This window comes from Paenibacillus sp. 01T424, from assembly GCF_056398745.1.
This window is the reverse complement of record NZ_JBFTPZ010000037.1, coordinates 36,723-62,274: the sequence shown is the minus strand read 5'-3', so window position 1 is coordinate 62,274 and position 25,552 is coordinate 36,723. Positions and strand designations below refer to the sequence as shown.

The following is a 25,552-nucleotide window of genomic DNA, read 5'->3' as shown; positions in this document are numbered from 1 at the left end:
GAACTCGGCTTTCTATTCATGTATCGTTTCATTCTACGCTTTAGAGCAACCAGCTATGCTTATTTCTTGAATTCAGTAAAGCTTGGATAGCTTCCTAATACGCGAACCTGACATCCGATTGCTTCAATTTCTTGAATGGCTGAAGGAAGCAGAATGGTATCAAGAGCCATATCAATGTCGATGAAGAAATAATAATTGCCGAGCTTCTTCTTCGTCGGGCGCGATTCAATTCGGGTCAAGTTGATTTTGCGCCATGCAAAAGCAGAAAGAACCTGGTGGAGCGCTCCCGGGTAATCCTCTGGCAATGTAATTAATATGCTCGTTTTTATATTATCGGACTTACGATCGGTATAGGGCTCTGATCCGACCAGCAAAAACCGAGTGTAATTATTATCATGATCTGTAATCTCACTTGTGAGAACATCAAGCTTCTCGTTCGCAGCAGCTGTCATCGTGCCAATAGCTGCCAAACCGGCATTCGGGTTGTTTTGAACGATTCTAACGCCCTCAGCTGTACTGCTGACATGTTCTGTAACCGCATGCGGAAGATGTGTACGCAGAAATTGCAAGCACTGTGCGATCGCTACAGGATGGCTGATCACTTTAGTAATACGTGAGTAGTCCATTTCGCCATTATCGTTTAACAGTTCAGATTGCCGGCCGATCAAATTTTGAATGGAGGGATAAACCCACTCCGCTTGAATCGGAATATCAACCTCATGTACAAGCCAATCCATATGAAGGCTAACAGAACCCTCAATCGTATTCTCGATCGGAATGATGCTGTAATCACTTATTCCATTGACAGTAGACAGGAACACATCGGATATTAGCCGATGATGCTTCCAGTTTATTTCTTCACCGCGGAATAAATGTCTTGCTGCCTCATCCGATACGGAGCCAGCAGGTAAAACCGCTATCGTCTTCATCGCTTCATATCTCCTTTAATTCGATCCGGAAGAGGAATCGCAGGCTGCGAAGAAATATCCTCTATCGTAATTTGAGGACCTTGAGCGCTTGGCGACAGCCATAGCGTATTTGCTTCAATGCCCTCCTGCTTTAGCGTATCAAGCAGAAATGTTTCAAGCATGGATTCGCCCGAGCTGTGTGCAGCACCGGCTTCCGTATCCTCAACAAATGCAATCAGCGTCGGCCCTGCTCCGCTTAGCGCAGCACCAAGCGCGCCGTGCTCTACCGCACGCTCCAGTATAGTTGCCATGCCGGGAATCAGGGCTGCACGGTAAGGCTGGTGCAGCCGATCCTTCATCGCATGGCGAATCATACCTAGCTCGCCGCCAGCAAGCGCTGCGACGAGCAAAGAGCTGCGGCTGACGTTAAATATGGCGTCAGCCATACTGATTGTAGACGGAAGCGCATGACGCGCCTTCTCCGTCGACAGCTGAAAGGCTGGAATCGCGACAAGCGTCTTCAGCTTGTGATGCGGCTCAATTCTAACATAATCTGCTCGCTCCCCATCCCAAGCCGAGACGACAATGCCGCCGTATAGTGACGCGCCGACATTGTCCGGATGGCCTTCCAGCGCTGTTGCCATTTGAAACAGCTTATCATCCGTGAGCGGACTGCCAATCAATGCGTTCGCAGCAACCAGAGCGCCTACGATTGCAGACGCGCTGCTGCCTAGTCCACGAGTGAGCGGAATATCGCTATGCATCGAAATCGAGAGCTCTGGCACGGATACGCCTGCTTCTTTGAACACAAGCTGCGCAACCTTATAGATTAAATTCGTTTTGTCCTTTGGCAATCCATTCATTTGATCGCCGTAAAACTGGAATTCCGTTCGTTCAGAGATGCTCATTTCAATCCAAGCGTATAGCGAAAGAGCCATCCCCAGCGTATCAAATCCTGGTCCGAGGTTTGCTGTACTTGCTGGTATTTTTACGATTACTCTGCGATTGTTCATAAGATTTATCCTTCTACGCGATAGACGCTTTTCACTTTATGAACGACATCCAATGAGTCAAACTTAGCAAGCACCTTCTGGATAGCCGCTTTGTTCGCGTCATGAGTGATGATGATGATCTCAGCTTCCGGATTAGACGGTGTCGGCTGCTGCAATACCGACTCCAAGCTGACCTCAAAGTCAGCGAATACTTGCGTTATGCGTGCAAGAACGCCGGCACGATCTGCCACTTTAAGCAGAATGAAATATTTAGATGAGATCTGCTCGTCAGTCTTGAGCTTCTTCTCTTTATAAGCAAGGCTTCCTTGCATGCCGTTCACACCAAGCTTCAGGTTTTTCACAACGGCCACCAAATCGGATACGATCGACGTAGCAGTCGGAAGCTCACCCGCGCCTGCGCCATAGAACATCGTTTCACCAACAGCTTCGCCATATACATAAACCGCGTTAAACACGCCGTTTACCGATGCGATAGGATGCGATTGCTTCACCATCGTTGGTTGAACGCTGATGCTGATCAAATCATCCTGGCGCTCTGCGATACCAAGCAGCTTCACTTCATAGCCAAGACGCTTCGCGTACAAAATATCTTCTTTGGATACCGATGAAATGCCTTGAACGGATACATCCTCAAGCGCAACATTGGCACGGAATCCGATCGTAGCGAGAATTGTCATTTTGCGCGCTGCATCAAGTCCTTCGACATCTGATGTCGGGTCTGACTCCGCATAACCAAGCTCCTGCGCTTCTTTAAGCACATCTAGATACGAAGCGCCTTCTTGACTCATCTTTGTCAAAATAAAATTCGTTGTGCCGTTCACAATGCCCATAATTTTATTAATGCGGTCGGAGGCGAAACCTTCGACAAGTGTACGAATAATCGGAATACCGCCGGCTACGCTTGCTTCATACAAAACATCGCAGCGGTTTTCTTTGGCTTTGGCCAATATTTCAGGACCGTGCATTGCCATCAAATCTTTATTTGCCGTTACGACATGTTTGCCAAGGGACAGCGCTTCTAGTATATATTCTTTCGTAAGCCCAATTCCGCCCATAACCTCAACGATAACATCAATTTCAGGATGGCGGATGACTTCCCAAGGATCCTCAGTTAGCTTGCTTGCATCCACTGCAATATTACGCGATTTGCTTTTGTCTTGAACGAGTACCTTTTCAATTACGATCGGCGAACCGACCTGACTTGCCAAATCATCCTGATGTCCCTCAACAATTCGAACTACACCTGTACCAACTGTACCAAGACCTAATAAACCAACTTTAACCGGCTTCATATATACCCTCCATTATCAATTCTGTTATCCTTGTCCGATGACCGAAGCTTTACGCACGCCTGGTTGACTGCGAAGCATTTCAACCAGCGATGACAGTTCTCCGGAAAGCTGCGAAATATCGACCGAAATGACGACATTAGCGAAACCTTGGAGCGGAATGGACTGATTCATCGTCAGCACATTACCATCCTGGCTCGCCACCATGCTAAGTACGTTGGAGAGTACGCCTGAACGATGCTCCAAATCCATAGAAATGGTCGCAATACGTTCTCGTTCCAGCTCATTTAGCGCGTAGACACCATCTTTATACTTATAAAAAGCGCTTCGGCTAAGTCCAACACGTTCAACCGCCTCATGTACGGTTGCCRCATCTCCTCGGCCAAGCATCTCCTTCACTTGTATCGTCTTCATAATCGCTTCCGGTAAAATATCCTCTCGAACGACATAATAGCGTTTCGTCACTATACGTCCTCCTCAAAAAGACAATTGTTCACCTATAGTGGACATTATATCGAAATATACAGTTTGGGGCAATAGGCAAAACAAGAAAAGACGGCTTTCGCCGTCTTCATTTGTTAATATGTGCGAATGCTCTAGCCATTCGGATTATAGTCGCTGCCCTCGAAGAATTCAAAAGCAAAGTCGCCGATTTGAACCATATCGCCGTCTTTTGCCCCCATCTTGCGAAGCTCGGCATCGACACCCATTTTGCGCATCGTGCGTGCAAAACGCATAACTGCATCATAAGAAGTCAAATTCATCCGTTTCATGTAGTTGCTAATGCCAGCACTAACAATAACGAACACTTCATCTTCCTTATGGATGGTGAAAGTCGTTTCTTCGCGCTTCTCGTACGTATAAACTTTACGCTCAGCAACATCTTTCACATCCGCGATTTCAACTTCCTCTGAAACCGTATCAAGAATATCAGCTGCTTTATATAGTAGCTCCTGTACGCCTTTTTTCGTTAGCGAGGAGATTGGCAAAATTTCATATTGACGTTCACCGCTAACTTCTGCGAGCTTTTGCTTGAATAACTCAAGCTGCTCCTCAGAATCCGGCATGTCCATTTTGTTTGCAGCAATAATTTGCGGACGATCTGCTAGCTTCTCATTATAGAGAACAAGCTCCTCGTTGATTTTCACCCAATCATCAAAAGGATCGCGTCCTTCAGACGCTGACATATCGATAACATGAACGATAACCCTCGTCCGCTCTACATGACGAAGAAACTCATGACCTAGACCAACGCCTTCATGCGCTCCCTCGATAAGTCCAGGCAAATCAGCCATTACGAAGCTGCGGCTATCGCCAACGTCTACAACACCTAGATTCGGTGTAATGGTCGTAAAGTGATATGCGCCGATTTTCGGCTTAGCGCCAGAAACGACAGATAGCAGGGTTGATTTGCCTACGCTTGGGAAACCAACAAGGCCTACATCTGCCATTACTTTAAGCTCAAGAACAACCCAGCGCTCTTGTCCTTCTTCACCATTCTCCGAAATATAAGGAGCTGGATTGTTTTGCGTAGCGAAGCGAATGTTGCCACGTCCGCCGCGTCCGCCTTTTGCAATAACGATTTGTTGACCGTGACGAGTCATATCTGCAATAATTTCTTGCGTATCATCATCAACGATTATTGTACCGGGCGGAATCCGTACGATTGTATCATCAGCGCCCGCTCCGTGCATGCTTTTTACTTTTCCGCGCTCGCCGCGATCAGCCTTGAAATGCTTCTGATAGCGGAAGTCCATCAGTGTACGCAAACCCTCGTCAACTTGAAAGATCAAGTCGCCGCCTCGGCCTCCGTCGCCACCTGCAGGACCGCCCTGCTCTACATACTTCTCACGGCGAAAAGAAACGATACCATCGCCTCCGTCGCCGCCTTTTACAAATATCTTCGCTTTATCGACAAACATGATGTGCCCCCGTTCATGCGCGCATTTCCGCCCTCAGCAACACCTTTGCATACGGCTGCTCGAAGTTGATCGGCTGCATTGGCGCGCCTTCCAACTGCTGTTGTATTTTTTGCTTCCATTGCTGTTCATTCATTAGTTCGCCATCATAATAGAAGGCTGCATACAGTGCATCCTCATCCAGCGATAGCTCCAGCGTAAGAACAGCAGCATTACCATAGCCAGGCTTAGCCGCAAACCGATATGCGTTAATCGTATGAATGAGCGTTTCGGCTATTTGATCGGCATCTGCCGTTATTTCGTTTAAATGAATGTCGCCTTTAATTACAATTTGTAACTCCAGCGAATTCGATATCGTACGAAACGATTGAATATAACTAATCAGTGATGGAACCCCTAGCTTGGATATACTGCTCTCCACAGCCATCCGTTCACTTATTTTCTCCACATACTCGGCGGCTTTATCCAGCTTTTTGAGCCTAATATAGCCAAACACGACTTGCAGGTCGTTCATCCAGTCATGACGATGATGATTGAGAGTTCGTATTGCAGAGTTTTGCAACGATTGAATCGTTCGCGCAGTCCGCTCTGCGTGCTCTTTCCGTTCCGTTCGTATCCAGTAAGTCGCAACAGCTATAAGCCAAACGAGAAAGACAGCAGTTAACCACACTTGATTGGGCCAAATAAGTACAGCGGCGCATGGCAACAAAATGGTTGCCGCCGCGTAATATTTCACCGTTGTTAAGCGTCCCATCGATTAAACCTACTTTCTTCGTATTTCCCGAAAATATAATAACGAATATATTATATTTCCCCGTCAAAGCTGCTTCAGCGTCCAAGACGCCTTAGGCATTTTTGCTTGCTTATCCAGTATATCACGCAGCCGTCCTACGGTCATCAGCCATGGAATAAAAAAACCCGGCCAAGCGATGCAGGCCGGGGCTTGTTGCATATATAAGGTTGTATTAAGCTTCTACTGCTGCAGCTACCGGAGCAAGAACAGCTGGATACACGCTCACTTTTTTGCGGTCGCGTCCCCAACGTTCGAACTTCACTACGCCTTCTACTAATGCAAAAAGCGTATCGTCTTTCCCGATGCCTACGTTAGTTCCTGGGTGAATTTTTGTTCCGCGTTGACGAAACAAGATGCTTCCAGCAGATACGGTTTGACCGTCAGCACGTTTAGCGCCAAGGCGTTTCGACTGTGAGTCACGTCCGTTTCTAGTGGAACCTACACCTTTCTTCGAAGCGAAGAGCTGAAGATTCAGTTTCAACATAGTTATTCCCTCCTTCTAAAGGATTGGTGAGCAAAGCTGCACCGTAAGCATGAACTAGAGGCTTGTAAAACAAACCTGCACCGAATGCTTACGCATTAAGATGTTCATGAATAACGACATGCTTGCCGTATGATTTTGCAATAGTGTCAAGCATAACCGCCATCGATTCCAGCAGCAGCTGCATCCGGCCGTCTGAAGCCTCGTCTGCAAGCGTCGGAATATCCGACGATAGCCAGCCGTTCTTCATCTTGGCAGGGAGCTCCTCTCCCGCTAGAGCTTCGATCGCGTTAACGGTACCAACCGAGATGGCTGATACACCCGCACAAACGATATCTTTGCCGGGCTTCGCATATTTAGCATGTCCTTCGACCGCAAATGATACGATACGTCTGTCAGCGGCTCTTCGTACAAAGGTAACTGTTATCATAGAAATTCCTCTTACGCTTGGATTTTCTCGATTGTTACTTTTGTGAACGGTTGACGATGACCTTGCTTACGACGATAGTTCTTTTTGGCTTTGTATTTGTAAACGATGATTTTTTGGCCTTTGCCTTGTTTCTCGACTTTGCCTGTTACTGTAGCGCCGGAAACAACCGGAGTTCCAGTTACAAGACCGTCACCTTTAGAAACCGCCAAAACACGATCAAACGTTACGCTTTCGCCTGCTTCAGAATCCAGTTTTTCGATGTAGATTACATCGCCTTCCTGAACTTTGTATTGCTTGCCGCCAGTTACGATAATTGCGAACATTGTTGGTGCACCTCCTTATTTTCGAAGACTCGCCTAATTCAGGTGGCTCACGGCATGCGCCGTAAACGCTTGTTTACCCAATCGGAGCGGTACTTGTACGTCCCATTCCAATGAGGTACGAGACACACACCCAAAGATTGTACCATACTATGCAAGCTATATCAATTCATCCAACAAGAAAATTTAAACTATTTATACAACTCTGATCATTTTATGTGCGCTCCGCAGCTCTCACAGCGCTCGATCAGTTGATGGACAGCATTCTCACGAGCCTTTTTACGCGTCATTTCAATTAATCCGAGCTTTGTCCAGCCCAAAATCGTACATTTGGTTTGATCATTGCGCGCTTTCTCTACGAGTCTTTGCATAACCTGCTCGCGATGGTTGTCCTGCTCCATATCAATAAAATCAATAATAATAATGCCGCCTACATCTCGAACTCGGAGCAATCTTGCAATCTCGTCTGCTGCTTCCATATTCGTGCGGAACACAGTGTCCTCAAGGCCAGATGTCCCAATAAATCTGCCTGTGTTCACATCAATAACCGTCAGAGCTTCCGTCTCTTCCCATATGAGGTGCCCCCCGCAGGTAAGCTGAATTTTGCGCTCGAACGCTCTCGTTACCTGCTCCGTCACACGATACGTATCAAATAAAGAATTGCCTTGCCTTGATTCAAAACATTTTAACCGCTCACGAAGCTGAGGGGTCATTTCCTCCAGCAGAGCTGACGCTTCCTCAAACCTCTCCGCATTGTCTATCCATATTTCATCCATATCCATCGTAAGCGTGTCTCGTACAGCCCTCCGCATGAGACCTGCCTCTCTATGCAGCTCGCTTGGCGCAGTCGCTTCCACGCTTCGCTCCGAAATGCTTTGCCAAATCTCTCTTAACCCAGCGACATCGGCATGCAAAGACAGCTCGCTTTCAGCTCCAGCCGCCGTTCTTAAAATAATGCCTTCCTCCAGCTCACGCAGCTTCTCGCCGATGGCCCGCAATCTCGACCGCTCGCTTTCGGAACTGATTTTTTTGGAAACGCCAATATAATCGGCATTTGGCATATAAACAAGAAACCGGCCAGGCAGTGAAAAATGTGTAGTGACACGGGCGCCCTTGCCTCCCAGCGGCTCCTTCATAACTTGTACGAGCAATTCCTGCCTCGGCTTGACCATATTTTGAATGAGCGGCTTTTCAGCTGGCTGTTTTTCCAAATGAGGGTGGAGCAGCTCATCAATGTACAAAAATGCATTTTTAGCTAGTCCTACATCTACGAAAGCCGCCTGCATGCCAGGCAGCACGTTCACGACACGACCTTTATAAACATTGCCAACCAAACTGCTTGCTTTTGATTTTTCCATAAAAAATTCGACTAGGCGGCCATTTTCCAGTACAGCGGTTTGCAGCATTTCACCGTTAACGTGCATCAACATTTGCTTCATTCCTGAATATCACCTGCCCGTACGCTTTTCATCTATTTTAACTGAAAAGTTCCGACACTGCACGATTCGGATTATTTTCGGACAAACATCCTTCTACAATTTTCTGCTCCGGAAGCACTCTGACCTCCTTGCTGTGCGACTCCACCATGTATATCAAATGATATCGCTCCCTTTGAAAGAGCCTTGCTACCGAGATGATTGACTGCTTGCCGCTTACGATTAAAGGACTTGCAATGTGTCCGAGCCTCAGCGCCTGCAGCGTGATCCTTTCCCGGTACATCAGAAAACGATAAAACAAATACGGAACATTACGATAGTACGTCCAATTCGTCATCACAAGAAATAGGCCGACAATGAGCAGATTGAGTTGAATCCCATCCTTATACACTAACCATGGAAGCAAGGAGACGATGATCATCAGCACACTAAAAAACAAGCTGACTCGCGCGCTCCAAATAAGCATTTTATAATAGTTAACCGTGTAGCTTAATGCCGCCTGCAGCAGCTTTCCTCCGTCAAGTGGGTGAATAGGCAGCAGGTTGAACAAGCCGATCATTAGATTTGCTTTCCATACATACTCCGCCCATGCTAAGTCCCATATGCCAAGCTGCCCGCAGCCCCACGCTGCTAGTCCCATCCAAACGTTTTGCAAAGGACCCGCAATCGCTACAATAGCTTCTTCTTTTGCAGGTACGCCGCCGGCTTCCTCAACCTCGACAACACCGCCAAAGGGCAGCAGCTTTACTTCCTTTATCGTCCAGCCATAACCCCGAGCTACAATAACATGCCCAATTTCATGGACAAGCACGAGTAAAAACAAGGTAATCAGCTCGGCAAAATATCCTGTCATGACCGACCCAAGCATAATGATAACGAACAACGGATGGACCGACCATAGGATTCCTTTCCATTTAATCAATCGGTATCACGCCCACGGGATCGATATACAAATCATTTTGTTTAACAGCAAAATATAGCAGGCTTGGCTGCGTACCTTCAGCTTTCAGCAGGTTGCCGATAGAATCCCCTGCCTCAACCCAGTCGTTTACTTTTACATTCGTTTTCCCAAGCATCCCATATACGGTTACGCGCTGATTGACATGCTGGATAACAATAGTCGAACCTTGCGTACTCTGATCTGATAATAGCAATACGCGCCCCGTCTCTGCTGCAACAACCTCTGCTTCAGAGCTTCCAGCAAGCTCTATACCATTAAGCATCTCCGCAAACGTTCGAACAAGCGATCCTCCTTCCAATGGGGTTACGATAGGCAGCTTTACCGTTCCATCTGCGCCTACTGCAGGTTCAGGATCGTCCTGAAAAATAGGAATAAAGGAGGGAGCCCCAGCAAACGTTTCCTTATACCAAGCAGCCGCAGCTGCAAAATCAATCTCATCCGTAAGCGCTTGTTTTACGAGCGCTTGTCCCTTGAGCGTGTATTCCGTATCATATCGAAACATAGCCCATACCGCGCCAAATAACAGCAATGCTACTGCTAGCTTCCATTTCAGCTCCTTGCCGAAAGTATAATTATTTTTCCCGCCGCCTGATCCCGGATCGTTCTCATTCGATAGAACTGGCCCTTTTATAAATCTTCTATTATCAACATACCCTTTGTCCTCGTTCCAATTTGCCCATGGATTAGGATTGGTTTTCCAAACGACCTCTGGATCAAGCTCCTCCGCCTCGTCTTCATCAAAATATCCGTGCTTGTATGGCATGCGAGGGTCTGAATATATGTCCTCTTCTTGTAAAGGCACAGAGTTCCGATCCCCTGTATTTTGATTTTTATGCTGATTGCGCCGCTTCTCATTATCCTTCATTAACATCTCATTTTTCCCCCGCTTCCATCGTCCTTGGGACAGCTTGTTCCTTTATACATGGATATGTGGGGATTGAGACAAGTATGCGAGCGCAGCTGATCATAAAAAAAGCCACCCCAAGATCGGATAACATCCGTCTCAGAAGCAGCTTTCTAACTTGGCTAACCTTTAGTCAGCCATCTCATATTTTTCTTGATGTGCCTTAATGCTGAATACAAGTCCGATTGACAACATATTAAGCAGTAGAGATGTGCCTCCATAACTAATAAACGGTAGCGTAATTCCCGTAATTGGCATAATTCCAATCATCATTCCGATGTTTTGGAACACCTGGAACACATACATGGACACGATGCCAATAATAATGTACGAGGCTCGCAAATCATAACACTTAAAAGCAATAATAATCATCCGATATATGAGCAAGAAATACAGAAGCAATAAGATGGCTGCGCCTTGAAAACCAAATTCCTCGCCGATAACAACAAAAATCGAGTCAGAATACGGATAAGGTACAAAACCGCCATTTTTCATATCGCCTTGCATATAACCGTCACCGTTTAAACCGCCTGAACCGATTGCAATTTGTGCATTTTCCGATTGATGTTTATCATCTGCAGTTGCCGTCTCCGGATTAATGAATGTATTAATCCTTTTATGCCAATGTCCCATTTCATTATCTTTCAAGTAATTGTAAATTTCTTGATTGAATGTATTGAACAGAGAAACAAAAAGGACAAGACTTACAACAACGACGGTAATCCCTGTAATGACATGAGAATATTTGACATTCCCAATCCATAACATCCCTAACACGATAACTACGTATATGATCGCATTGCCGAGATCCGGCTGAATCATTACGAGCATAAACGGCAGGAAAGCAAATGCTGCAATCGGAAGCAAATCTTGTGTGAACGTCAGCCGATCGCCTTGCCGTCGTCCCATAATATAAGCGATACCGATAATGAGTATAATTTTGACCATTTCCGCAGGCTGAAACGATAAGGCTCCAAACTGAAACCATCCTCTAGCCCCATTTATAACCGCTCCAAAGAAATAAACAAGAATCAACAATGTAACCCCTATGCCATAAAGGACATGCCAGCTCTTGAGAACGATACGATAATCAAATAAGGTGGCTGCGATAGCTACAAAAAAGCCTAAGCCGTAAAACTTCAGCTGTTTGATCTCATGACCGGCGTACTTTGGATTATTTGCAGTTGCACTATAGACAAGTACGATACTGATAATCATAAGGAAAACTAAGATTATCAAAATTCCCCAATCCAGCTTTTTTAATTTGTTAAGCAAGTCGTAATCATCCTATTCCGAGGAACTTACGGAAACGTTTGAACGCTCCCGCCTTCTCATCAAGCAGCATGAGAGGAACCATGTCGCCAAGTATGCGGCGTGCGATGTTCCGGTAGGCGATTGCGGCACGTGAAGCCGGATTCATAACTGTCGGCTCTCCGCTGTTTGCAGCAGAAATAACTTTCTCATCATCAGGTACGATTCCGATCAAATCGACTGCCAGCACTTGACAAATTTCATCGATATCCAACATTTCACCCGTTTTCATCATATTTTGACGAATCCGGTTAATGATCAGCTTACTTGGTATTTTCTCCTGCTCCAGCAGTCCGATTACACGATCGGCATCCCGCACCGCAGCGTTCTCAGGTGTAGTGATCACGATAGCCCGATCTGCACCTGCAATTGCGTTTCGAAAGCCATGCTCAATCCCCGCTGGGCAATCAATAATAACATAGTCATGCTCTTTCTTGAGCTCTAAAATCATATTTCGAACTTGTTCAGGCGTAACAGAATCCTTATCCTTCGTCTGTGCGGCAGGAAGCATGTATAGCTCTTCAAAGCGCTTGTCCTTAACGAGCGCCTGATTCAAGCGGCAGCGGCCCTCGGCAACATCAACCAAATCATAAATGATTCGATTCTCAAGTCCCATAACCACGTCCAGATTGCGAAGTCCGATATCTGTATCAACCATGCAAACCTTCTTACCAAGTAAAGCTAGCGCGGTACCCAGGTTCGCCGAAGTGGTCGTCTTGCCGACGCCGCCTTTTCCTGATGTTACAACAATCGCTTCTCCCATATTCTACACTCCTTTAAACATTATAGGATTATGCCGTATGCGGAATAATTGCGCTAGCTTATCAATTTGCATTCTACCTTCACTTAAGAAGGCGAACTCCATAGAGGCATCGCCGGTCATCCATTCCTCTGGCGGTCTGCTGATTACATCCGCAATGCGGAGCTGAGTTGGCCGCATGAGTGAAGTCGCTATAATCACGTCCGTCCTCCCGCCAATCCCAGCATGCGCGGTTCCACGCAATGCACCCAGCACATATATGTCACCTGTACACATTAAAGTACCGCCTGGATTCAAATCGCCGATTAAAAGTAAATCCCCATCATGCTCATAAGTTTGGCCTGAGCGTATAATAGACGTGAGCACTTGCAGATTAGGTTGCTGTCCGAGCTGAGGATCGATCTTAGGCGCTTCAGACTCAACAGATTGAACCATTAGGTTTCCTTGTGAACGTATCACGTTTTTGATGCGATCTTTATCATCATCAGAAATCTGCCTGGATCCAAGCTTCACCTGAACGTGAACAAGGGGACCTGTGAGCAACTGCTGATGCGTCTTCTCCAGCTTGTATTGCAATTCATCTAGAAGCGTCGCAAATTCACATTTATCGTCGAGAAGGAACACGAGACCTTCTTTTACACCCTTAATAATAATATGCTGCTTATCGGTCACGTTCGTCCCTCCCCAACCTAATGGATTCTTGCTAAGCTGGGCAAAATCCTGCCTGCAGCAATATTTTATTCCTCATCCTTCTCTGCTTTGACCAATGTCTGCCCTTCAAACCATTTTCGCGCCGGTACATAACACAAGAGTGCAAACGCCAGCTGTAAAAATAAACTAGGAAGGATATGATCGATAAGAGCCCATGCATAACTTTCATTCGTAATTCGAAATGCTTTGTAAATGAAATATATGGCGCTGTCATATAGAATGCAGGCAAAACCCACAACAGAAATCGCCATCATAAGCGTTGAACGGCGATGCTCCAGCAATACGCCAGTAAAGTAACCCATTAAACCCATAATAAACGCATTAATTCCAAGCAGATGACCAAAGTATACAATATCCTGAAGCAATCCGAAGCTTATGCCAAGCATGAGTGCAAGATGCCTTCTGCTATATAGGCCTGAGAAGATGACCATTACAAATACAAAGTGAGGAATGATCCGTTGACCGAAGCCGGCTGGAATAATCCACGGCATCACTGCTCCCTCGATAACAAACAAGAGCAACATGAGCAGGATGATTCGGTTCAAGCTCATTTCTCGGCTTCCTCCATTTCAGGGACCTGAACAACAAATACCTCAGTCAGATGATCAAAACTTGCTGATAGCTTGACCGATGCTGTATATGTAAGGCCGAAGTCGCCAAGCTGCTTGTTTTCAACCGTTCCGACAACGAGTCCTCTTGGATAAATTCCGCCTAGGCCAGATGTAATAACTGTATCTTGAAATTCCATTTTATCGTCTTCGGCGATTTTCGTCATAACGATTCTAGACGTTTCCTTGTTGTAGCTGCTCAGAACACCAAATGATTCATTCTCACGACCCATAATCGTCACAGCAATGGAGTTGAACGTTGGTGATGCTTCGTCAAGTTCTGTAATTGGAGTAACAGCTGCCGAATTGGGGGTTACTGAACTTACGAGACCGATCAACCCTTCTATGGTTGTTACGGCCATATTCGGTTTGATGCCATCTCTGGAACCTAGGTTAATCGTCATCGTGCGGTTATTCGCATCGTTGCTGATCGATACAACCTGTGCGATCAAATAATTATAATTGTACATCTCTTTCTGACGCTGTGTGAACGAGAGTTCTGCCTTTAAACGTTCATTCTCTTTTTCTACGAAATTGTAATTAATCTTGTCACGAGAATAAGCTGCAGCTGTAAGGCGCAGCTGCTCATTTTCTTCATAAATCGTACGTAAATTACTAATATCCTCGAAGAAGCCCGCTATATAACCAGCGGGCTTGTAGAACCATTGCTGCACGTATGCTGCCGAATCCTTCAAAAATTTCTCCGGCCACGATAATTCCTTGCGGTCGCTTAGCGAGAAGCCGATGACCGCTATGAATAAAATAAACCCGATCATAAGCATAAACATACGCTTATTTCTCATTAGCTTAAACAGCTCGACCACCTGCCCATTTCATATCCGTTTCCCCATCGGACCTAACTTAGCGTCTCGAACGAGATGAGCTTCTTGCTTTAAATAAATGAATATTATCGAGCGAGCGGCCAGTACCGATCGCAACACAATCAAGCGGATTGTCGGCAACAATAACAGGCATGCCTGTCTCTCTTTGAAGCAGCTTGTCCAGATTGCGCAGCAAGGCGCCGCCGCCTGTGAGCACGATACCGCGATCCATAATGTCCGCAGACAACTCCGGCGGGCATTTCTCCAGCGTTACTTTCACCGCGTCAACAATGGCATTAACGGTATCTGCTAATGCTTCTGTAATCTCATCGGATGTAATCGCTAGTGTCTTAGGCAATCCCGATACGAGATCGCGTCCACGAATTTCAATCGTTTCCGGACGATCCAGTGGAAGTGCTGAACCAATTTCCATCTTCAGCTGCTCGGATGTACGTTCCCCGATCATCAGATTGTATTGTCTTTTAATATATTGAATAACCGCTTCATCCATCTCGTCACCAGCTACACGAATGGATCTCGCCGTAACGATTCCGCCTAATGAAATAACAGCAACCTCTGTTGTACCTCCGCCAATATCAACTACCATGCTGCCTGTCGGCTCCCATACAGGCAAATCAGCGCCAATCGCTGCTGCGAATGGTTCTTCAATCGTATAGGCCTCACGAGCTCCAGCTTGCTTAGTCGCATCCTCGACTGCGCGTTTCTCAACCGCTGTTATGCCTGACGGCACACAAACCATTACGTTTGGATGACGAGGAAATAAAGAACGCTGTTTTTGGGCTTGGCGAATAAAATATTTAATCATCGTAGCGGTCGTTTCAAAATCAGCGATAACGCCATCTTTCATCGGACGAACAGCACGAATGTTGCCGGGCGTTCTACCGATCATTTTTTTGGCTTGCTCGCCTACTGCTTCAATTGTTTTTGTATCTGTACGAAGGGCCACCACGGAAGGCTCCCTTACCACAATTCCTTTTCCCTTGACGAATACCAACGTATTCGCTGTTCCTAAATCAATACCCAAATCTTTCGAAAAACCACCAAACATGTTCTTGCTCCCTTCTAATTGCCACATCACTTAATTATATTACATATGACCTTGTTCCTTCAAACTTACGAATCTTCCGTCACCGATTACCAAATGGTCAAGAACTTCAATTCCGACTAGCTGTCCAGCTTCCGCTAGACGTCCCGTTAACGCAATGTCTTCCGGGCTTGGCGTAGGATCGCCGCTTGGGTGATTATGAACACAAATGATAGATGCGCTGTTACGTGAAATAGCTGCACGAAATACTTCTCGAGGATGTACTAGCGATGCATTAAGCGTACCGACAGATAAGGTTTCGCGGGCAATAATATGGTTTTTTGTGTTTAAAAATAAACATACGAAGTGCTCCTTCTTCAAATAGCGAAGCTCTTCCATCACATATTCCGCAGCATCCTGCGGCTTGCGCACAATAACCGTCTCACCCAGCTGACTCCGGGAAATTCTTCTCCCCAGTTCAATGCCAGCACGAAGCTGAATCGCCTTTGCCGGACCAATTCCTCGAATGGCTGTTAATTGTTCCATGCTCATATCCATTAAATTACGCAGGCTGCCGCATTGCTTAAGCACCGCTCCTGCCAAATGTACGGCAGATTGCCGCTTCGTACCTGTTCGCAGCAGTATGGCTAACAATTCGGTATGGCTAAGTGCTTCTGCCCCATATTTCATCATGCGCTCTCTTGGACGTTCTTCATGGGGGACTTCACGCAAAATCATAGGTTGCGGCAACATGTCCCAATCCCGCCTCTTCGAAAAAATGAATTATTCATATCCTGCCACATTCATGAAAAAAAATCCGATTGAAATCAATTAAATTACCTTTTAAAAAACAGCAATGTCATAGGAAGCGAGCATGTCTGAGAGAAGCGATAACGGCAAGCCAACGACATTAAAATAACAGCCGTCAATTTGCTCTACAATCGTCGCTCCAAGTCCTTGTATGCCATAAGAGCCCGCCTTGTCCCTCGGCTCGCCGGTAGCAACGTACCTAGCAATCTGATCCTCACTAAGCGGCTTCATCATTACCTTCGTTTTGCGATGGGCAACCAATGCTTCCCCGCTAGTAGAGAGAACACAAGCAACTCCTGAATACACTTCATGGGAGCGGCCTTGAAGGCGTCTAAGCATAGACTTTGCCTCTTCGTCGTCAACAGGCTTGCCAAGCACATCTCCGTCAAGCACGACAATGGTGTCCGCACCAATAATTAAAGACGTTGGTACCTCCTGCTTTTGTTGCAGTAGAGGTATAGCTGCTTTTGCTTTGCGCAGGCTGAGCTGCTCAACAACTTCCGATGGCGACCAGCCCGCTTCAATCGTTTCATCCGTATCAGTAGACAAAATATAAACCGGCAAAGAAAGGTCCAGCGATGCGACCAGTTCCTTCCGGCGCGGTGACGAAGAGGCCAGTACGAGCTGGCTAATCGCTTCGTTGCGTAATTTTTTATATTCCATAAATTGAATGCTGCGCTCCTTCATGCTTTCCTTCATGCGTCAATGTCTGCTGCACTACATTTTGCGGTATAACCATATTGCAATTACGGCTCCAATTAAGCTAAACAAGCTGATTTGCAGATGAAGCGTTAGATTGAAACTGAGCACATATAGATCGACAGCAGGTGACCATGATGTTTCGATTGGTTTCGTTAAAAAAGAGATGCCTGGAACTGGAGTCAGCCATCGCGCTACTAGAGCGCCAGCCAACAATCCAAGTATGATAAATATGAGAAGAATCCAGCCGTTTTTCTTCATCTTTCAACGCCTCTCGCCATGAAATGACACCTAAGACTATTATACGCATGAACCTATTCGTTTACAATGCGCTGATCTTCTCAAACCATTCTTTTTGCGTAATGATCACTTTCATAACTTCCGCTTGCGTCTTCCACAATTGTGCTTGAGAAGGCTTTTTATCGTACTCTGCCATCGTCTTTGCTGCCGCATTCATCGCTTGATTGATTTTATCCAAATAGGCCTTACCTTCCGCATCTACTATACCTATTCGCAGCGTTTCCGCGTTTTCTGTCCATTTTTGATGCTCGGCTTTCCACGAATTTGCTGCAACATCGCCAAGCGGCGATAAGGTCGGCTGTTCCAGCTGGGCTAATGTTAATTCATCCAACATTTGGACGACTACAGCCGTTTGATCGAAGAAAGATTGTGCTGCTTTTTGATCGCCTTTAAACGGTATTTTTCCTGGATTTACTATATTTACTTCTTTGATATAAAGATCGATTTCCGGCATCATATTCCGAATAACCTGAGCTCCTTTTCGATCTGTACCCATGCCTACATATACGCGATAATCAGCAGCACTTGTCATAGCAGCGCCAGCAAGCCCTTTCTCGGCCAATTGCGCCATTGCGGCATCCCTGCCCTCTGTATTGCTAAACACGCCAAATTGCAGCAAATAATAAGAACGATCCAGCCCCTTAAGTGCAGCCATCGCAGTATTCGGATCTGGTTTTGCTGCAGGGTCATTTTTATTTTCAACTCCCGCTTCCTTGCTTTCCTCACCTACACCTGCAACCGGTTCTTTGCCTGTTCCTTCTTGGACAGAATCACCAATCACGGGTACTGAGTCAGGCTTATTACCAGTTCCTCCCGGCCAAATGCTTGCCCCCGTAAACAATGACAACAATAAATAACCAAACAGCGCTCCAGTAGCAAGCGCAGCCGTCACTGACAAAAATACATTAAACCATGATGGCGCTCCCGCCTTACGTTTCGCTCGCGCATTGTTCACTCTTTTTATACTGATTTCGTCTTCTACGAACTCTTCTTCATACGCTTGAATCGGCTCCTGCATATATTCCCTATCTGAATACCTTTCCGTATATGTCTGTTGATCCTCAGGCTGCTCATAGGGATCATCCATAAAGGTTGGTTTTATCGTTTTTTTCTTCTCTTTTGGAGGATTGGGCTGAGCCTGTTTTGGAGTGGATACTGGCTTCGAATCAGCATCTCTAATAAGCTGCTCCAATGCGCCAATATCCTCTTGGAACGGACTGTTCCATGGACTCACTTCGCTGACGGAATGCTTCTCTGTAGATGGGTATAGAGGAACAACTTTCTTGGAAATCATTTTATTCGCATTGTTATTAGAGTTGTTGGGTGATGCTGCTTTATGGTCGAGAGCCTCTTGTTGATTGTCATTGCTGCGGCTTTCTTCGTTAACGGACTGTCCATTGCCATTACGGTCAAAACGATAAGTAATACGGTTTTTCTGAGTCATTTCATCCACTCCTTGTCCCTTTCATCTAGTATTAATCTATGAGACATTTGAGAGATTTAGACCCATGCCCTTAGAGGGTTATCTACCAAACCTTCAAAGGTTTTAAATTAAAGAGATTACCATTTCAAAATTAAAGATTAAATGATTTTCGAACCCACCCAAACCCTCCCTTCCAAGGGAGGGCCCCAAGGGTTGCACCCTCTGGACACCCGCAACTCAACTAACGTACAACCACATCCGGCGTCCAACAGTTCATGAAGCGTTGGAGCGCTTTGTCCCTCTGGGACCCGCTGGAAGCTTCTACAAACCTTGCTGCATCCTCTGAGACTCCCAATTGAAATATTAAAAGTCTGCAACTAGCGTTAATAAGCAAATGTCGCTTGGAGTGAGCTTCGTCCCTACTTAGACACGCTGGAAGCTTCTACAAACCTTACTGCATCCTCTGAGACTCGCAATTGGACTAACAAAAGCCTGTCCCGCTTTGACACGCTCGGCGTTTCATAAAACCTTGATGCGTATTCTGAGACCCGTAAACGGATTATTAAGGGTCCGTAAATTTTGATTGTAGATTTATGAGGTTTAGTGCACTCCGTCCCGCTGGGAGGCGGTGGAGGCTTTTTAAAACATAGGTTATTGGGTTGTTGAATTATGAGGATTTTGAGCTAGTGCTAGTTTAAGTGGGTTGATTAGATCAGTGAATGAATGAGTGAGTGAATGAGTGAGTGAATGAGTGAGTGAATGAGTGAGTGAGTGAGTGAGTGAGTGAGTGAGTGAGTGAATGAGTGAGGTATAGAGTGAGAGGTGAATTAGGTAGTGAGTACAAGCAATTGAATTGGGGGACAGGGAATTGGATTAGTGAGATTCAACTTTATCGATTTTTGAAGCTAATTTTATGTGGGCTTATTTAGAGCCTTTTTTACGAAAAGTCCCATGCTTATACAAAATGCCCGGTGATTCCGATATGGAATCCCGGGCATTAGCTGCTTATTGGTTTGATTTTAACGATTTCGCTAACGAATCCGCTACCTTCCAAATGTCGCCTGCTCCCATGGTGATAACAAGATCGCCTGGTGCGACCCGCTCAGTCAAGTATGCAAGCACTTCTTCTTTGGTTGGAATATACTCGGAGTTCGCGTTGCTGTTGCTTTTGATCAGCTCCACCAGCTTGCGGGATGTTACTCCTTCGATTTGCAGTTCGCCTGCCGGCGAGTAGATGTCGGTAATAATTACCTCATCGGCCTCTGGGAATGCGCGGCTGAATTGCTCGAATAAGAAAAACGTCCGCGTATAACGCTGTGGTTGAAACACGGCAATAATACGCTTACCTGTTGCTTTTGCAGCGCTGATTGTCGCTCTGATCTCCGTTGGATGATGCGCATAGTCATCAATGACCAAAATATCATTAACTTCCCCAAGCACCTGGAAGCGGCGTTTCGCGCCTCTAAATGATTGAATCGCAACAGCAATTTTGTCAAAGGACAAGCCTGCTTCGAGACAAGTAATAACAGTAGCCATTGCATTGTACACATTGTGAAGACCTGGAACAGATAGCTCCACATCTCCAAGCAATGTCCCTTTATGCGTCATTGTAAAGGTTACCTTCCGGTCTCCAAGTACAACATTTTGAGCTTTATAGTCTGCATCGCCGTCAATGCCATAAGTCACTAGCTGCGATGAGTTCATATTGCCTTGATATACTTGCGGTATCAATTCGTTAACCGTCTCGTCATCCGCGCATACAATCGCCTTGCCGTCCGCTTTCACCTGCTGCAAAAACTGCACATAAGCAGCCTTCAGCTTGCCGAAATCGCCATCATAATTTTCAAGATGATCCGGCTCAATATTCGTCACGATAGCAAGCGTAGGGTGATAATGAAGGAATGAACCATCACTCTCGTCCGCTTCCGCTACGACGTATTCACCTTTGCCCGCTTTTGCGTTTGTACCTACATTAACGATTTCGCCACCGATAATATAGGTTGGATCCGCACCGCAAGATTCCATAACAAGCGCGATCATTGAAGAGGTCGTCGTCTTGCCATGTGCGCCGGCTACTGCGATTCCTTTGCCTGCATTCATCAATCTAGCCAGCATTTGCGATCGATGCAAAACTGGGATATTGAGCTCTTCAGCTGCTTTCCGTTCAACATTATCTTTGGAAAGTGCCGTAGAGTATACGACCAAGTCCGCTCCATTCACATGCTCGGGCTGATGACCGATATAAATGCTGGCACCATTTGCTGCAAGCTTCTCTGTTAATTCTTGACGTGCGACATCGGACCCGGTCACCTTATAGCCCATTTCCAGCATAACGCGGGCAATGGCACTCATTCCGTAACCGCCGATTCCGATGAAATGAACGTGTTCTGCCGTATTCAAAGACGGTTCACCAACCTTTTTCAGAATCCGAGTCATACAAAATGCGGGAGCGAACGTCAGCAATTAAATATAGCGTGCCTGTCACGACTCCAAGGTCTGTTTCCCCGGTTAACTGTTGTAGTTTTTGTAATGCTGCTTGCCAGTTTGATTCCACTACAAGCTCGAAAGCGTACTGATCTGGCTGTTGCTGACGCATTTCACGTACCAAATCAGCCAAAGCAGAGGCATCYTTTTTCATTCGATAGTCAGGCTCGGTCACAATAAGCGTATCCACTATTGGTAGTATATGCTTAAGAACATCCTGATGATTCTTATTCTCCAGCATACCCATCATAAGATGTAACCGATCATATTTGTAAGTATTTTTTAAAGCGTCCACGAGTGACTCTGCACCTTCTGGATTATGTGCGCCATCGACCAAAATACGAGGCTGATCAGAAACCATCTCAAGTCGTCCCGGCCACGCAGCCTTTTGAAGCCCTTCCGCCAGAACATCATCTTCGATGACCAGTGCATTATATTGGCGAAGTATCTCAAGCGTCATGACAGCAACCGCTGCATTCGTCCGTTGATGGGCGCCATTTAGCGTGATTGTCAAAGGCTCGATGCTGCGGAATAGATTGTCGAAGCGGAAAGTTTGTTCATTCTCGCGAACCGAGATTGCCGTTTCATGGAACTGCTCACCTAACAAATATAGCGTGCTTTTTTTACCTTCAGCTGCTTGCTTGATAACCTCAATTGCCTCTGGCTGAGTAACCGCACTAATAACCGGTATTCCTGCTTTAATAATGCCAGCTTTTTCGCTCGCAACTGCAGCAATCGTATCACCGAGTTTATCCATATGGTCATGGCCAATATTCGTAATGACGGAAACAACCGGTTGAACGATATTCGTCACATCAAGCCTGCCGCCAAGTCCAGTCTCCCACACGACATAATCGGGATAAGTGACCTTTGCATAAAAAAGAATAGCCAGCGCTGTAGATACTTCAAACATCGTAGGCGAGCCTAGTTCTGTCTGAGCAAGCTCATCAACATGAGGTTTTAGCTCGTTGGCAAGTCTAAGCAGCGTCTCTTCTTCGATATCGATGCCGTTATATTGAAAACGATTCGTAAACTTCGTTATATATGGCGATGTAAATGTGCCTACATCATATCCGCCGCGCAGCAAAACGCTCGTCAAATATGCACAAGTAGACCCTTTCCCATTTGTCCCGGCAATGTGGATAAACTTTAATCTGCGATGCGGATTATCCAGCCGTTCCATCAATTCCTCGATCCGATCAAGACCTGGACGTATACCGAATGGAATTAGCCCAGTAATCCAATCTACCGCTTCCCGGTAGGATTGCAGCGGCCCTGCAGGCCGCTGCTCTATTTGTTGTTCTGCCATACTAATCGTCCTTCTTCCGTTTTGCAGCGTTATCCGCGCAATTCCGCAATTCTAGCTAGTACCTTGTCGCGTTTGTCTGCATAATCGTTCATTTTGGCGCGTTCTTCATCGATAACCTTAGCTGGCGCTTTTGCCACAAAGCCTTCATTGCTGAGCTTCTTCTCAATCCGCTCTACCTCGGTATTCAAATGCTGATGTTCCTTCTCTAAACGAGCAATCTCCTGAGCAATATCGATTAAGCCGGCAAGCGGCAAATAAATCTCAGCACCAGTTAAAATCGCAGTCATTGCTTTGTCCGGCGCACTAATGTGCAGGCCAGTCTCCAAACTTGACGTACCGCAGAAACGTTTAATAAATTCTTCGTTGCGGGACATAATAGCAGCTTCAGCCTCGCTAGCAGGCTTAATTAGCATTTCAATCTTTTTGCTCATCGGAACATTTACTTCTGCTCGGATATTGCGCACTGAACGGATCATCTCCATCAGGAGCTCCATCTCTTTCACAGCGTCCGGCGCTTCAAGCGCAGTATCATAAACCGGCCATTCTGCCAAAGTGATCGTATCGCCAACATGAGGCAGATGCTGCCAAATCTCTTCGCTGATATATGGCATGAACGGGTGAATAAGGCGCTGCGTACGGTCTAGCACATAAGCAAGTACCGATTGCGTAGCTTTTTTAGCTGCTTCATCCGTGCTGTAAAGGCTAAGCTTAGCGAATTCAATGTACCAGTCGCAAAGATCGTCCCAAATGAAATTATACAATAGACGTCCAGTTTCACCGAACTCATAGCTGTCAATTAATCGAGTTACATCACGAACCGTTTCATTCAGACGATGCAAAATCCAGCGATCCGCTGTACCGAGGTTAACAGTGATATCAATATCAGCTGCTTCAACCCCTTCAAGATTCATCAGCGCGAAGCGTGATGCATTCCAAATCTTGTTCGCAAAGTTGCGCGATTGCTCAACCTTCTCCCAGCGGAAACGCAAATCCTGTCCTGGCGTGCTGCTTGTCGAGATCATATAACGCATAGCATCTGCACCATATTTCTCGATAACCTCAAGCGGATCGACACCATTGCCCTTCGACTTGGACATCTTTTGTCCTTCGGAGTCACGAACAAGTCCGTGCATCAGCACATCCTTGAACGGAGATTGCTCTGTAAACTCAAGAGCTGTGAAGATCATTCGGGATACCCAGAAATAAATGATGTCATAACCCGTTACGAGTACATCCGTTGGGTAATAACGTTTCAGGTCATTCGTTTCATCCGGCCAGCCTAGCGTAGAGAACGGCCATAATGCAGAGCTGAACCACGTATCAAGCACGTCATTATCTTGGGTAAGGTGATCGCCCTCCATATTCTCACGGGAGACATGTGTTTCACCTGTCGTCTCATCATACCAAGCCGGTATGCGGTGACCCCACCATAGCTGCCTCGAAATACACCAATCGCGTACGTTCTCGATCCAGTGCAAATATATTTTCTCGAATCTCTCAGGTACGAAGTTGACACCTTTGCCAGCCTTTTGAGCTGCGATTGCAGCCTCAGCTAGAGGTTTCATTGCAACGAACCATTGTGTAGACAAATAGGGCTCAACAACGGCGCCGCTTCGCTCACTGTGACCAACTTGATGCACATGATCTTCGATTTCCACGCATACACCTTGCTCCTGCAAATCCTTAACGAGCTGCTTGCGGCAATCCGCACGGTCGAGACCTTGATAAGGACCAGCTTCAGCGTTCATAGTACCTGTCTCATCCATCACAATGATCTGCGGCAGACTGTGGCGCTCGCCAACTTCAAAGTCATTTGGATCATGTGCAGGCGTAATTTTTACGGCACCTGAACCAAATTCCTTATCGACGTACTCATCTGCAATAATCGGAATTTCGCGCCCAACGACTGGAAGCACGATCATTTGCCCAATCAAGTGCTTGTAACGATCATCCTCTGGATGAACCGCTACAGCTGTATCGCCGAGCATCGTCTCTGGACGTGTCGTTGCAACCGTTATAAAGCCTGAACCGTCCTTAAGCGGGTATTTCAAGTGATACAAATGACCATTGATTTCCTTGTGCTCTACCTCAATATCTGAAAGAGCTGTGCGAGCAGCAGGGTCCCAGTTAATGATTTTTTTGCCGCGATAGATCAAGCCCTTATCATACAGCTTAACAAAAACCTCGCGTACAGCCTTGGAGAGGCCTTCATCCAAAGTGAACCGCTCTCTCGAATAATCGAGGGAAAGTCCCATCTTCGACCATTGATCGCGAATCGTACTTGCGTACTCATCCTTCCACTCCCATACTTTCTCTAGGAATGCTTCACGACCTAGGTCGTAGCGCGAAATTCCTTGCTCACGCAGCTTCTGCTCAACTCTTGTTTGCGTCGCGATGCCCGCATGGTCAGTTCCTGGCACCCATAGCGTGTCGAAACCTTGCATACGCTTTGTTCTAATTAAAATATCTTGTAGGGTAAAATCTAACGCATGCCCGATATGCAGCATTCCGGTAACGTTAGGAGGCGGAATAACAATCGTATACGTCTGTGCATCCGGTCGTTTGCCTGCCTCGAAAAATTTTCCCTGCATCCAGTAATCGTACCATTTCTGCTCAGCTGCCTTAGGATCATAAGTTGTCGGCATTGCAGTTGTCGTTTGATTTTCTGACATTCGTCCATCCTCCATAAATCGATCTACAAAAACAAAAAAAACCTGCCGCCCTTATCATAAAGGACGAAAGGTTAAGCTTCCGTGGTACCACCTTTGTTCCACACGAAATGTATCCGCATGGCACTCAAACAGATAACGGCTGCGG

The 25,552-nt window shown here is 46.2% G+C and carries 25 protein-coding genes and 2 other annotated features (1 of these 27 running past the window's edge); all 25 genes read right to left on the bottom strand.

Annotated elements, in window-relative coordinates; translation table 11 throughout:
• Window positions 1-59: 59 nt before the first annotated feature.
• Window positions 60-929 (bottom strand): prephenate dehydratase, encoded by an 870-nt coding sequence (gene pheA, locus AC1DPK_RS24700; RefSeq protein ID WP_477511930.1) that lies wholly within the window; start codon window positions 927-929, stop codon window positions 60-62.
• Window positions 926-1,921 carry a homoserine kinase gene (gene thrB, locus AC1DPK_RS24695; RefSeq protein WP_477511929.1) on the bottom strand — a complete coding sequence of 332 codons (996 nt, stop codon included), beginning with the start codon at window positions 1,919-1,921 and terminating at the stop codon, window positions 926-928. The genes pheA and thrB overlap by 4 nt, the downstream gene beginning before the upstream one ends.
• A 5-nt stretch (window positions 1,922-1,926) precedes the next feature.
• Window positions 1,927-3,213: a homoserine dehydrogenase gene (locus AC1DPK_RS24690; RefSeq protein WP_076270847.1), complete on the bottom strand. Its 1,287-nt coding sequence runs from the start codon at window positions 3,211-3,213 to the stop codon at window positions 1,927-1,929.
• Window positions 3,214-3,237: 24 nt separating this feature from the next.
• Complete coding sequence (locus AC1DPK_RS24685; protein WP_477511928.1) at window positions 3,238-3,675, bottom strand: ACT domain-containing protein; 438 nt, start codon at window positions 3,673-3,675, stop codon at window positions 3,238-3,240.
• Between the two features lie 131 nt (window positions 3,676-3,806).
• The gene (gene obgE, locus AC1DPK_RS24680; protein WP_076270849.1) at window positions 3,807-5,132 is read right to left on the bottom strand and encodes a GTPase ObgE; all 1,326 of its coding nucleotides are present in this window, start codon (window positions 5,130-5,132) and stop codon (window positions 3,807-3,809) included.
• 13 nt (window positions 5,133-5,145) lie between these two features.
• Window positions 5,146-5,883, bottom strand: coding sequence for a Spo0B domain-containing protein (locus tag AC1DPK_RS24675; protein ID WP_076270850.1), 738 nt, complete (start codon window positions 5,881-5,883; stop codon window positions 5,146-5,148).
• A gap of 211 nt (window positions 5,884-6,094) precedes the next feature.
• Entirely contained in the window at window positions 6,095-6,406 is a 312-nt protein-coding gene (gene rpmA / locus AC1DPK_RS24670; RefSeq protein WP_076270851.1) for a 50S ribosomal protein L27, read from the bottom strand.
• Between the two features lie 88 nt (window positions 6,407-6,494).
• A complete protein-coding gene (locus AC1DPK_RS24665; RefSeq protein ID WP_054027239.1) occupies window positions 6,495-6,833 on the bottom strand; it encodes a ribosomal-processing cysteine protease Prp in 339 nt (112 codons plus the stop codon).
• Between the two features lie 11 nt (window positions 6,834-6,844).
• A complete protein-coding gene (gene rplU / locus AC1DPK_RS24660; protein WP_053374798.1) occupies window positions 6,845-7,156 on the bottom strand; it encodes a 50S ribosomal protein L21 in 312 nt (103 codons plus the stop codon).
• Window positions 7,157-7,171: 15 nt separating this feature from the next.
• Window positions 7,172-7,261: a sequence feature (ribosomal protein L21 leader region), on the bottom strand.
• A gap of 101 nt (window positions 7,262-7,362) precedes the next feature.
• Complete coding sequence (locus AC1DPK_RS24655) at window positions 7,363-8,592, bottom strand: Rne/Rng family ribonuclease (RefSeq protein WP_477511927.1); 1,230 nt, start codon at window positions 8,590-8,592, stop codon at window positions 7,363-7,365.
• A gap of 37 nt (window positions 8,593-8,629) precedes the next feature.
• Window positions 8,630-9,511 carry a M50 family metallopeptidase gene (locus AC1DPK_RS24650; RefSeq protein ID WP_477511926.1) on the bottom strand — a complete coding sequence of 294 codons (882 nt, stop codon included), beginning with the start codon at window positions 9,509-9,511 and terminating at the stop codon, window positions 8,630-8,632.
• Window positions 9,504-10,421: a peptidoglycan DD-metalloendopeptidase family protein gene (locus AC1DPK_RS24645; RefSeq protein ID WP_477511925.1), complete on the bottom strand. Its 918-nt coding sequence runs from the start codon at window positions 10,419-10,421 to the stop codon at window positions 9,504-9,506. The genes AC1DPK_RS24650 and AC1DPK_RS24645 overlap by 8 nt, the downstream gene beginning before the upstream one ends.
• A 162-nt stretch (window positions 10,422-10,583) precedes the next feature.
• The gene (locus AC1DPK_RS24640) at window positions 10,584-11,729 is read right to left on the bottom strand and encodes an FtsW/RodA/SpoVE family cell cycle protein (RefSeq protein WP_477511924.1); all 1,146 of its coding nucleotides are present in this window, start codon (window positions 11,727-11,729) and stop codon (window positions 10,584-10,586) included.
• A 7-nt stretch (window positions 11,730-11,736) separates the two neighbouring features.
• On the bottom strand, window positions 11,737-12,528 hold the full coding sequence (gene minD / locus AC1DPK_RS24635; RefSeq protein WP_054027234.1) for a septum site-determining protein MinD: 792 nt from the start codon (window positions 12,526-12,528) through the stop codon (window positions 11,737-11,739).
• Window positions 12,529-12,531: 3 nt separating this feature from the next.
• Window positions 12,532-13,197 carry a septum site-determining protein MinC gene (locus AC1DPK_RS24630; RefSeq protein ID WP_076270856.1) on the bottom strand — a complete coding sequence of 222 codons (666 nt, stop codon included), beginning with the start codon at window positions 13,195-13,197 and terminating at the stop codon, window positions 12,532-12,534.
• Between the two features lie 65 nt (window positions 13,198-13,262).
• Entirely contained in the window at window positions 13,263-13,787 is a 525-nt protein-coding gene (gene mreD, locus AC1DPK_RS24625) for a rod shape-determining protein MreD (RefSeq protein ID WP_076270857.1), read from the bottom strand.
• Window positions 13,784-14,632 carry a rod shape-determining protein MreC gene (gene mreC / locus AC1DPK_RS24620; RefSeq protein ID WP_430057735.1) on the bottom strand — a complete coding sequence of 283 codons (849 nt, stop codon included), beginning with the start codon at window positions 14,630-14,632 and terminating at the stop codon, window positions 13,784-13,786. The genes mreD and mreC overlap by 4 nt, the downstream gene beginning before the upstream one ends.
• 73 nt (window positions 14,633-14,705) lie before the next feature.
• Window positions 14,706-15,734 (bottom strand): rod shape-determining protein, encoded by a 1,029-nt coding sequence (locus AC1DPK_RS24615; RefSeq protein ID WP_076270859.1) that lies wholly within the window; start codon window positions 15,732-15,734, stop codon window positions 14,706-14,708.
• 39 nt (window positions 15,735-15,773) lie between these two features.
• Window positions 15,774-16,463: a RadC family protein gene (gene radC, locus AC1DPK_RS24610; protein WP_076270860.1), complete on the bottom strand. Its 690-nt coding sequence runs from the start codon at window positions 16,461-16,463 to the stop codon at window positions 15,774-15,776.
• 90 nt (window positions 16,464-16,553) lie between these two features.
• Complete coding sequence (locus AC1DPK_RS24605; RefSeq protein ID WP_477511937.1) at window positions 16,554-17,183, bottom strand: Maf family protein; 630 nt, start codon at window positions 17,181-17,183, stop codon at window positions 16,554-16,556.
• 54 nt (window positions 17,184-17,237) lie between these two features.
• Window positions 17,238-17,480, bottom strand: a complete 243-nt coding sequence (locus tag AC1DPK_RS24600) for a DUF4321 domain-containing protein (RefSeq protein WP_477511923.1) — start codon at window positions 17,478-17,480, stop codon at window positions 17,238-17,240.
• A 61-nt stretch (window positions 17,481-17,541) separates the two neighbouring features.
• Window positions 17,542-18,963 carry an SPOR domain-containing protein gene (locus AC1DPK_RS24595; RefSeq protein WP_477511922.1) on the bottom strand — a complete coding sequence of 474 codons (1,422 nt, stop codon included), beginning with the start codon at window positions 18,961-18,963 and terminating at the stop codon, window positions 17,542-17,544.
• A 984-nt stretch (window positions 18,964-19,947) separates the two neighbouring features.
• Entirely contained in the window at window positions 19,948-21,342 is a 1,395-nt protein-coding gene (gene murC / locus AC1DPK_RS24590) for a UDP-N-acetylmuramate--L-alanine ligase (protein WP_477511921.1), read from the bottom strand.
• A 7-nt stretch (window positions 21,343-21,349) separates the two neighbouring features.
• The gene (locus tag AC1DPK_RS24585; protein WP_430057732.1) at window positions 21,350-22,735 is read right to left on the bottom strand and encodes a bifunctional folylpolyglutamate synthase/dihydrofolate synthase; all 1,386 of its coding nucleotides are present in this window, start codon (window positions 22,733-22,735) and stop codon (window positions 21,350-21,352) included.
• 29 nt (window positions 22,736-22,764) lie between these two features.
• On the bottom strand, window positions 22,765-25,407 hold the full coding sequence (locus AC1DPK_RS24580; protein ID WP_076271664.1) for a valine--tRNA ligase: 2,643 nt from the start codon (window positions 25,405-25,407) through the stop codon (window positions 22,765-22,767).
• 56 nt (window positions 25,408-25,463) lie between these two features.
• Window positions 25,464-25,552: a binding site (T-box leader), on the bottom strand; it runs 152 nt beyond the window's last position.

Bases quoted from the DNA above. Each gene is read 5' to 3' on its own strand.
- pheA (WP_477511930.1), bottom strand. From the start codon at position 929: ATGAAGACGATAGCGGTTTTACCTGCTGGCTCCGTATCGGATGAGGCA.
- thrB (WP_477511929.1), bottom strand. From the start codon at position 1,921: ATGAACAATCGCAGAGTAATCGTAAAAATACCAGCAAGTACAGCAAAC.
- AC1DPK_RS24690 (WP_076270847.1), bottom strand. From the start codon at position 3,213: ATGAAGCCGGTTAAAGTTGGTTTATTAGGTCTTGGTACAGTTGGTACA.
- obgE (WP_076270849.1), bottom strand. From the start codon at position 5,132: ATGTTTGTCGATAAAGCGAAGATATTTGTAAAAGGCGGCGACGGAGGC.
- AC1DPK_RS24675 (WP_076270850.1), bottom strand. From the start codon at position 5,883: ATGGGACGCTTAACAACGGTGAAATATTACGCGGCGGCAACCATTTTG.
- rpmA (WP_076270851.1), bottom strand. From the start codon at position 6,406: ATGTTGAAACTGAATCTTCAGCTCTTCGCTTCGAAGAAAGGTGTAGGT.
- AC1DPK_RS24665 (WP_054027239.1), bottom strand. From the start codon at position 6,833: ATGATAACAGTTACCTTTGTACGAAGAGCCGCTGACAGACGTATCGTA.
- rplU (WP_053374798.1), bottom strand. From the start codon at position 7,156: ATGTTCGCAATTATCGTAACTGGCGGCAAGCAATACAAAGTTCAGGAA.
- AC1DPK_RS24655 (WP_477511927.1), bottom strand. From the start codon at position 8,592: ATGAAGCAAATGTTGATGCACGTTAACGGTGAAATGCTGCAAACCGCT.
- AC1DPK_RS24645 (WP_477511925.1), bottom strand. From the start codon at position 10,421: ATGTTAATGAAGGATAATGAGAAGCGGCGCAATCAGCATAAAAATCAA.
- minD (WP_054027234.1), bottom strand. From the start codon at position 12,528: ATGGGAGAAGCGATTGTTGTAACATCAGGAAAAGGCGGCGTCGGCAAG.
- mreD (WP_076270857.1), bottom strand. From the start codon at position 13,787: ATGAGCTTGAACCGAATCATCCTGCTCATGTTGCTCTTGTTTGTTATC.
- mreC (WP_430057735.1), bottom strand. From the start codon at position 14,632: ATGTTTATGCTTATGATCGGGTTTATTTTATTCATAGCGGTCATCGGC.
- AC1DPK_RS24615 (WP_076270859.1), bottom strand. From the start codon at position 15,734: ATGTTTGGTGGTTTTTCGAAAGATTTGGGTATTGATTTAGGAACAGCG.
- radC (WP_076270860.1), bottom strand. From the start codon at position 16,463: ATGTTGCCGCAACCTATGATTTTGCGTGAAGTCCCCCATGAAGAACGT.
- AC1DPK_RS24605 (WP_477511937.1), bottom strand. From the start codon at position 17,183: ATGGAATATAAAAAATTACGCAACGAAGCGATTAGCCAGCTCGTACTG.
- AC1DPK_RS24600 (WP_477511923.1), bottom strand. From the start codon at position 17,480: ATGAAGAAAAACGGCTGGATTCTTCTCATATTTATCATACTTGGATTG.
- AC1DPK_RS24595 (WP_477511922.1), bottom strand. From the start codon at position 18,963: ATGACTCAGAAAAACCGTATTACTTATCGTTTTGACCGTAATGGCAAT.
- AC1DPK_RS24580 (WP_076271664.1), bottom strand. From the start codon at position 25,407: ATGTCAGAAAATCAAACGACAACTGCAATGCCGACAACTTATGATCCT.